This window comes from Luteibacter sp. P4_E6 (assembly GCF_056401535.1).
In genome coordinates this window covers 1-7,638 of the sequence record NZ_JBFUJE010000175.1, presented here as the reverse complement: position 1 = coordinate 7,638, position 7,638 = coordinate 1, and the positions used below count along the sequence as shown (strand labels likewise).

General features: G+C 64.0%; 7 protein-coding genes and 1 pseudogene. 6 read left to right on the top strand and 2 right to left on the bottom strand.

Going from position 1 to position 7,638, the window contains the following annotated elements; translation table 11 throughout:
• Window positions 1–142: 142 nt before the first annotated feature.
• Window positions 143–1,432: pseudogene (locus tag AC1DT2_RS11980) on the top strand (PQQ-dependent sugar dehydrogenase); the annotation flags it as partial.
• Window positions 1,433–1,514: 82 nt separating this feature from the next.
• Window positions 1,515–1,742: a hypothetical protein gene (locus tag AC1DT2_RS11975; RefSeq protein WP_046966000.1), complete on the top strand. Its 228-nt coding sequence runs from the start codon at window positions 1,515–1,517 to the stop codon at window positions 1,740–1,742.
• Window positions 1,743–1,767: 25 nt separating this feature from the next.
• On the opposite strand, the gene murU is transcribed toward AC1DT2_RS11975, so the two are convergent.
• Window positions 1,768–2,454, bottom strand: a complete 687-nt coding sequence (murU, locus tag AC1DT2_RS11970) for an N-acetylmuramate alpha-1-phosphate uridylyltransferase MurU (protein WP_477296416.1) — start codon at window positions 2,452–2,454, stop codon at window positions 1,768–1,770.
• On the bottom strand, window positions 2,451–3,464 hold the full coding sequence (locus AC1DT2_RS11965; RefSeq protein WP_477296414.1) for an aminoglycoside phosphotransferase family protein: 1,014 nt from the start codon (window positions 3,462–3,464) through the stop codon (window positions 2,451–2,453). Before AC1DT2_RS11965 ends, murU begins: the two co-directional genes overlap by 4 nt.
• A 178-nt stretch (window positions 3,465–3,642) precedes the next feature.
• Between AC1DT2_RS11965 and AC1DT2_RS11960 the strand changes: the two genes are divergently transcribed.
• From AC1DT2_RS11960 to AC1DT2_RS11945, 4 genes are all read left to right on the top strand, one after another.
• Window positions 3,643–5,217, top strand: coding sequence for a flavin monoamine oxidase family protein (locus tag AC1DT2_RS11960; protein WP_477296412.1), 1,575 nt, complete (start codon window positions 3,643–3,645; stop codon window positions 5,215–5,217).
• A gap of 14 nt (window positions 5,218–5,231) precedes the next feature.
• The gene (locus AC1DT2_RS11955) at window positions 5,232–5,624 is read left to right on the top strand and encodes a c-type cytochrome (protein ID WP_231873980.1); all 393 of its coding nucleotides are present in this window, start codon (window positions 5,232–5,234) and stop codon (window positions 5,622–5,624) included.
• Between the two features lies 1 nt (window position 5,625).
• Window positions 5,626–6,117: a RidA family protein gene (locus tag AC1DT2_RS11950; RefSeq protein ID WP_477296409.1), complete on the top strand. Its 492-nt coding sequence runs from the start codon at window positions 5,626–5,628 to the stop codon at window positions 6,115–6,117.
• 78 nt (window positions 6,118–6,195) lie between these two features.
• On the top strand, window positions 6,196–7,473 hold the full coding sequence (locus AC1DT2_RS11945) for a nucleotide sugar dehydrogenase (protein WP_477296407.1): 1,278 nt from the start codon (window positions 6,196–6,198) through the stop codon (window positions 7,471–7,473).
• Window positions 7,474–7,638 lie beyond the last annotated feature (165 nt).

Below are 7,638 nucleotides of genomic sequence, written 5' to 3'. Positions count from 1 at the left end.
GCGGTCGGCAGCGCCATGCCGGTGGCTGCGGAAGGCACGCCAGGCGGCTGACCGGCACGGACCTTCACGTGCAGCAACCGGGGTGAGGCGTCCACTCGTCACTTGACCGACGAGGGACCTTCCGATGCGTTGTGCCTGCCTGATGACCTTGGCCGCCCTGACCACCGCGCTCGGCGCCTGTACAGAGAGTGCAAGGCTGCCGGGCGAAGCGGGCATGGGTCCGAAACCGACCTTGCCAACGCCGGACAAGCGACTGATTCCCACGCTGCACATTGCCGATGCGAAGGGATGGCCGGCAGGAACGACGCCGACGGCCGCCAGTGGGCTTGCCGTGACGGCATTCGCCCGTGGCCTGGATCATCCACGGTGGATCTACGTGCTGCCCAACGGTGACGTACTGGTCGCCGAGACCAATGCGCCGCCCAAGCCGGACGACAGCAAGGGCATCCGTGGTTGGGTCCAGGGCAAGGCGATGAAGCGTGCCGGGTCGGTGACACCGAGCGCGAACCGGATCACGCTGCTGCGCGACACCGACGGCGATGGCGTCGCCGAAACGCGCACGGTCTTCCTTACCGGCCTGCACTCGCCCTTCGGCATGGTCCTCGTTGGCAACGATTTCTACGTGGCGGACAGCGACGCCCTCTTGCGTTTTCACTACAGCGAAGGGGCCACCGCGACCACGGGGCCGGGCGTCAGGATCGCCGATCTCCCCGCGGGTCCGATCAATCACCATTGGACGAAGAACGTCATCGCGAGCCCGGATGGCAAGACGCTCTATGTGACGGTCGGATCGAACAGCAACGCCGCCGAGAACGGCATGCCGGCTGAAGACCGCCGCGCCGGCATCCTCGAAATCGATCCGGTCACCGGCGCCTCGCGCGTCTTCGCCTCGGGACTGCGTAACCCGAATGGCATGGGCTGGCAGCCGCAAAGCAAGGCGCTCTGGGTCGCTGTCAATGAACGCGATGAACTGGGCAGCGACCTCGTTCCCGACTACATGACGGAGGTGAAGGAAGGCGGGTTCTACGGCTGGCCGTATAGCTGGTACGGCAACCACGTCGATTCGCGGGTCGTTCCTCCGCGGCCCGACATGGTCGGCAAGGCCATCGTTCCCGATTACGCGCTCGGGGCGCATACCGCGTCGCTGGGCCTGGCCTTCTACGCCGGTGGGGGTGTATTGCCGTCGCACTACGTCAACGGCGCCTTTATCGGGCAGCATGGTTCATGGAACCGGCGCCCCTTCAGTGGCTACAAGGTCGTCTTCGTTCCATTCACGGATGGACGTCCATCTGGTATGCCCGAAGACGTCCTCTCCGGCTTCCTCGGCGCCGAGGGAGAAGCCTATGGCCGCCCGGTTGGCGTAGCAATCGACGGGCGTGGCGCACTACTGGTCGCGGACGACGTCGGCAACGCCATCTGGCGTGTCGCGCCGCCCGTTTCATCCCGAAATGCGGGTCACTTGCAACCGTCACCTTCCCCGGTCAGTATCGGGGTACAGGGGAAGGAAAAGCGCAATGGAAAATCACAGTAAGTTCAGAGTGGTGGCCAAGGCGGTTAAGTATCACGACGACGGCGGTGGACAGGTTTACCGGTCGAGTTACCGGATCCTGGATCACGTCGGCGAAGAGATCGAAACCAACACCGGTACCAACGATTTCGACGATATCACCAGTGCATTCAACGAAGCGTTCGCCATGGGTCATGAGCGCCTGCGTGCACTGAGCACCGAAACGATCCAGTAAGCCTGATCTGATTTAGCACGTCTGATCACGCGCGTCGGGAGTCCAGGTTTTCTCGCAGTTCGTCGAGCTGCGCTGGTGTCCCGACGTTGCGCCAGAAATCGCTGTACTTTTCACCGGAAAGCCGGCCCGCCGCGATGGCGCGCTGGTACATCGGCAGCAGCTTGAAGCGCCCCGCGACTTCGTCCTCGACGATCTCGCGCCGGTAAACGCCAACGTTGCCGAAAGTCAGGCGCTCCGCGCCGGTCGGCCCGTCTCCCTCGTATAGCCGTCCATCCTTCAGCGCGAAGTCGCCGCCCGGGTGGAAATCGGGATTGTCGACCATGACCAGGTGAGCGACGCCCTCGGGCTCACGGGGTAGCGCGGTGTAGTCGATGTCGCTCCAGATATCGGCGCTCACGACGATGAAGGGCTCCGGGCCAAGCAGGGGCAGGGCGTTGTGCATGCCGCCGCCGGTTTCCAGCGGGGTCGGGCCCTCGTAGGAATACCGGAGTCGCACGCCCCACCGCGAGCCGTCGCCCAGCACGCTGGGGAACTGGTCCGCGAGGTGCGAGGTGTTGATGACGATGTAACGCACGTCGGCGGCAGCGAGCTTTTCGATGTGATGCACGATCAGTGGCTTGCCAAGCACCTCGAGAAGCGGTTTTGGCGTATGCGTGGTGAGCGGACGCATGCGCTCGCCGAGTCCGGCGGCGAGGATCAGCGCATGCCTCATGCCTTCACCGGGACGCGGATGTCGCGCTGGCCGATCTTCGTTTCGATCAGGTCCGCCAACGGCGCGACGTCGGCATGCCGGCGGGCGGTATCCAGCACGTAGCGCAAGACGCGGGGCAGGTCGTCGAGGTAACCGGGCTTGCCATCGCGATAGCACAGCCGGCAGAACAACCCCAGGATCTTGATATGGCGCTGCAGGCCGGTGAGATCGAACCAGCGGCGGAAACGATCGGCATCCACCTTCTCCTCGAGCAGGTGCGCATCGAGCAGGCGCAGGCGGTAAGCCTCCACCCAGCCTTCCACCCGCTCGTTGTCCCAGACGATATACGCGTCGCGAAGCAGCGAGGCGAGGTCGTAGGTGAGCGGTCCCGACATGGCGCCCTGGAAGTCGATCACACCGGGCGAGCGCTCCGTGGTCACCAGCAGGTTGCGACTGTGGAAGTCGCGATGCATGAAGGCGCGCGGCTGCTCGGCGATGGCGTGCATGATGGCCGTGAACGCGTTCTCGACGATGTCCCACTCGCCACATTCCAGCGTCACGCCAAGATGCCTCTCCAGCAACCATGCCGGCATGATTTCCATTTCCATGGTCTGCCAGGCGTGATCGAAGGCGGGTAGCCCTTCGGTGCTTACGTGCATCTGCATGCGGAGCAGGGCGTCGAGTGCATCGCCGTACAAGGCGTCGACCGTGTGATCGTCCAGTTCCGGGAGGTACGTACGCGTGCCGAGATCTTCGATGAGCAGGAACCCTTGCTGCAGGTCCGCGACCATCACCGTCGGTACGTGCAGGCCGGCGTCCGCCAGTCGCTTGCCGATGGCGACCCAGGGCGCAGGATCTTCCTTTTCCGGCGGCGAGTCCATGACGATCACCGGCTGGCCATCGACATAGCCGCGCCAGTAGCTACGGAAGCTGGCATCGGCCGAGGCACTTTCCAGCAGGAGTTCGTGCTGGCCGGTGACGTGGCGCGCCCACGCGAGGCGGGCGGCTGAGCGTTCTTCGAGGGTGGTCATGCGGGCTCTGCGAAACGGGGCTATCCGCGAGCTTAGAACGTTTGCGTGGGCCTGTCATAGCACCCGTTTGGTGCGTAGTGATGGGGCGGTTGTTGTGCAATGCAACGTGTGGTTATCTTGGTTGCACGGGGCCGCTATCGGGGGTGGGTGGATGGAAGACGACTGTAAGTCCGCGTCCATGACGCGTCGCGATTTACTGCGCATGATCGGCGTCGCAGGCGGTGGCGCCTTGATGTACCAGGCGATGAACAACCTTGGCTTTGCCGCGGAATCGCCGTACCGTCGGTCGGGTCCTTTGCAGGGCACGGGGCGCGGCACGGTTCTCATCCTCGGTGCCGGTCTGGCTGGCCTGGTCGCGGCCTACGAGCTGGGTAAGGCGGGCTACAAGGTCCAGGTGCTGGAGTACAACGCTCGCGCAGGTGGTCGCAACTGGACACTCCGCGGTGGCGATGAGTACACCGAGCTGGGTGGACACAAGCAGGTGTGCGCGTTCGACAAGGGCCTGTACTTCAATCCCGGGCCATGGCGTATTCCTTACCACCATCACGGCGTGCTCGATTACTGCCGCCAGTTCGGCATTCCGCTCGAGCCCTTCGTGCAGGTCAATCACAATGCCTACCTGCATAGCGTCAGCGCGTACGGCGGTAAGCCGCAACGTCTGCGCGAAGTGCAAGCCGACCTCAACGGCGGTGTTGCGGAGCTGCTTGCAAAGGCGAGTGACAAGGGTCGGCTCGACGACCTGGTGAGCAAGGAGGATCGCGAAGTCCTGCTTGAAGCATTGCGAGAACTGGGTGGCCTCGACAAGCAGTTTCGCTATGTCGAAGGCCGCGACAGCAGCGAGCGCCGCGGCTTTGCCAAACATGCCGGCGGCGGTCCCGACGGTAAACCCGAGTTCTCCCGGCCGAATGGCCTGTCCGATGTATTGCACGCGAAACTATGGGCTTCGCTAGGCACCAACGAACAGCAGGAATACCAGACCACGCTGATGCAGCCGATCGGCGGCATGGATGCGATCTCGAAAGCGTTCGTCGAACGCATCGGCCATGTCGTGACCTACAACGCCAAGGTCACCGCGATCGCCCAGGACGAGCACGGCGTCACCGTGACCTATGAGGACGCGGGGTCCGCGGGCCAGCCACGCCAGGCAAAGGCGGACTGGTGCGTGTGCACGATTCCCTTGTCCATCCTCAGTCAGATCCCGATCCAGGTATCGGCGGCCAAGGCCGAGGCGATCTCGGCCGTTCCCTATTGGGCGTCGTCGAAGGTCGGCCTGCAGTTCGATCGTCGCTTCTGGGAGGAGGACGAGGCTATCTACGGTGGCATCACCAGCACCGACCTTCCGATCGGCATGATTTCGTACCCAAGTCACGGGTTCGGCACGAAGAAGGGCGTGTTGCTGGGTTCCTACACGTTCTCGACGGAGGCGTTCGAGTTCACGTCACTCACACCGGCCGAGCGCGTGCGCAAGGGCGTCGAGCAGGGAGCGATGATCCACCCCCAATACACGAAGTCGTTCGAGAACGGCATGGCCGTCGCCTRGCATCGTTCGCCGTTCACGCTGGGCTGCTTCGGTGGATGGAACGACGCGAGTCGTGCGAAGCACTATGCGGATATCTGTTCGATGGATGGACGCATCGTGCTGGCGGGTGAGCACGCGTCCTACCTGCCGGCCTGGCAGGAGGGTGCGATCCTCTCGTCGCTTTCGGCGATCGATGCCTTGCATGCGCGCGCCGGCGCGGGAGGTCGCTCATGAGGCGCGCGATCATAATGTCCGCGTGGCTCGTCGCGAGCGCGGTGCACGCACAGAACAGCGACCCCGCCTTCATCGCCGACAAGGACATTCCGCATGCGACGGGCGAACAGCTGTTCACACACATCTGCCAGGGTTGCCACATGCCCGACGGCAAGGGCGCGGTCGGTGCCGGTCACTACCCGGCGCTTGCGAATAATCCGAAGCTCGCCTCCGCCGCCTATCCCGTCGTGATGGTGATCAACGGGCGCGGGGCCATGCCGTCGTTCGGCAACGGTTTGTCCGACGCGCAGATCGCCGGCGTCGTGAACTACGTCCGCACGCACTTCGGCAATGCCTATACCGACACCCTCAAGCCCGAAGACGTCACACCGTTTCATCCTGCCAAGCCGCCCTCGGAGGGCATGTGACATGTTGAAGAGAGTCATCCTCGTACCGTTGCTGCTCATGGCCGTGGCACCTGCCTTCGCCGCCGACGTGGTTCGCCACAAGATCCCGAACAGCACGTTCCCGATCTCGGCCGCGGTGGAAATCCCGGCGGGCAAGACCCTGGTGTTCCTCAGCGGCGCCGTGCCCCCCGTGGCCGACACCACGGCGCCCAAGGACACGCCGCAAGCCTATGGCGACACCCGCACCCAGACCATCGGCGTCCTGACTTCGATCGACAAGCAGCTCAAGGGCATGGGGCTGTCCCTGGGCGATGTCGTGAAGATGCAGGTTTTCCTGGTGGGGGACCCGGCTAAGGGCGGCAAGATGGACTTCGGCGGCTTCATGGCGGGCTACACGCAATTCTTTGGCACCCCGGCCCAGCCGAACCTGCCGTCGCGCTCTGCGATGCAGGTGGCGGGGCTCGCGAGCCCCAACTTCCTGGTCGAGATCGAGGTGACCGCCGTCCGTCCGTGAGGCCTTCTGCCTGGGCGGTGGTACTAAGCCACCGCTCCGGCGTGTACGCTTCGTTTCTTTTGGACGCCCGGGCGCCCCATGGCTCTTACCCCTGATCCACGGATCGGCATCATCGGTCTCGGTTACGTCGGACTGCCGCTCGCGGTCGAATTCGGCCGGCACTTCGATACCCTTGGCTTCGATATCGACCCGGCCCGGCTCGAGCAGCTCCGCGCCGGGCACGACCATACGATGGAGGTCACCGGCGACGCGCTCTCGGCCGCCGCCCGGTTGCGCTATAGCGGCGACATCGCCGATCTTGCCGACCGCAACGTCTACATCGTCACCGTGCCCACGCCGATCGACGAGGCACAGCGCCCGGATCTCGAGCCGCTGGAGAAGGCCTGCCGGATGCTCGGTGGGGTCATTCGCCATGGCGACCTGGTGATTTTCGAATCCACGGTCTATCCGGGCACGACCGAAGAGATCTGCGTGCCCCTCCTGGAGGCCGGCTCCGGCCTGGTCTTCAACGTGGATTTTCACTGCGGCTACAGTCCCGAGCGCATCAATCCGGGCGACCATGCGCGTCGTGTCGTGGACATCCGCAAGCTCACCTCGGGGTCCACCCCCGAAGCGGCCGATCGCGTGGACGCGCTGTATCGCACGATCATCCGCGCAGGCACGCACAAGACATCGTCGATCCGCATTGCCGAATCGGCCAAGGTCATCGAGAACGTGCAGCGAGACGTCAACATCGCCCTGGTCAACGAGCTCGCCCTGATCTTCAACCGGTTGGGGATCGACACCGGCGAAGTGCTCGAGGCGGCCGGCACGAAGTGGAACTTCCTGCCATTCCGGCCCGGCCTGGTCGGTGGACATTGCATCGGCGTCGACCCGTACTACCTCACGCACAAGGCGGAAGTCACCGGCTACCACCCGGAGCTGATCCTCGCCGCACGTCGCATCAACAGCCGCATGGGCACCTACGTGGCGGACCGTGTCATTCGCCTGATGAGTGAGCGTCGCCTGCACATCGTCGATGCGCGCGTACTCGTCCTCGGTTTCGCCTTCAAGGAAAACTGCCCGGACCTACGCAACACGCGCGTGATCGATATTGTCCGCGACCTGAAAAAGTCGATGGCGAATGTCGATGTGTACGACCCGTGGGTGGACAACGAGGAGTGCTCGCGGGAGTWCGGCGTACGCACGATCGACGCCATCGAAGAGGGTGTGTACGACGCCGTGATCGTCGCCGTGGCTCACGATGAATTCCGCGCCTTCGGCCCGCAGAAGATTCGCGGGTTCGGCAGGAAGGGCGCCGTCGTCTACGACGTAAAATCCGTCCTCCCCCAGGACAGCGTGGACGGCCGATTATAAAAAAGTGGGAGCCGATTCATCGGCGAAGCCTGCTCGCGGAGGACCGTAAAAACTTGCGCTTCTTCGCCTTTCATGCACCTTTCTGAATGCCGCCATGGCGCCGTTTCCGTAAGTATTGACTCACCTCTCAGGAACAGCGACGTTGTGCTCCCCACAGAGGAGACC

Coding starts and splice junctions, on each gene's coding strand:
- AC1DT2_RS11975 (WP_046966000.1), top strand. CDS start 1,515: ATGGAAAATCACAGTAAGTTCAGAGTGGTGGCCAAGGCGGTTAAGTAT.
- murU (WP_477296416.1), bottom strand. CDS start 2,454: ATGAGGCATGCGCTGATCCTCGCCGCCGGACTCGGCGAGCGCATGCGT.
- AC1DT2_RS11965 (WP_477296414.1), bottom strand. CDS start 3,464: ATGACCACCCTCGAAGAACGCTCAGCCGCCCGCCTCGCGTGGGCGCGC.
- AC1DT2_RS11955 (WP_231873980.1), top strand. CDS start 5,232: ATGTCCGCGTGGCTCGTCGCGAGCGCGGTGCACGCACAGAACAGCGAC.
- AC1DT2_RS11950 (WP_477296409.1), top strand. CDS start 5,626: ATGTTGAAGAGAGTCATCCTCGTACCGTTGCTGCTCATGGCCGTGGCA.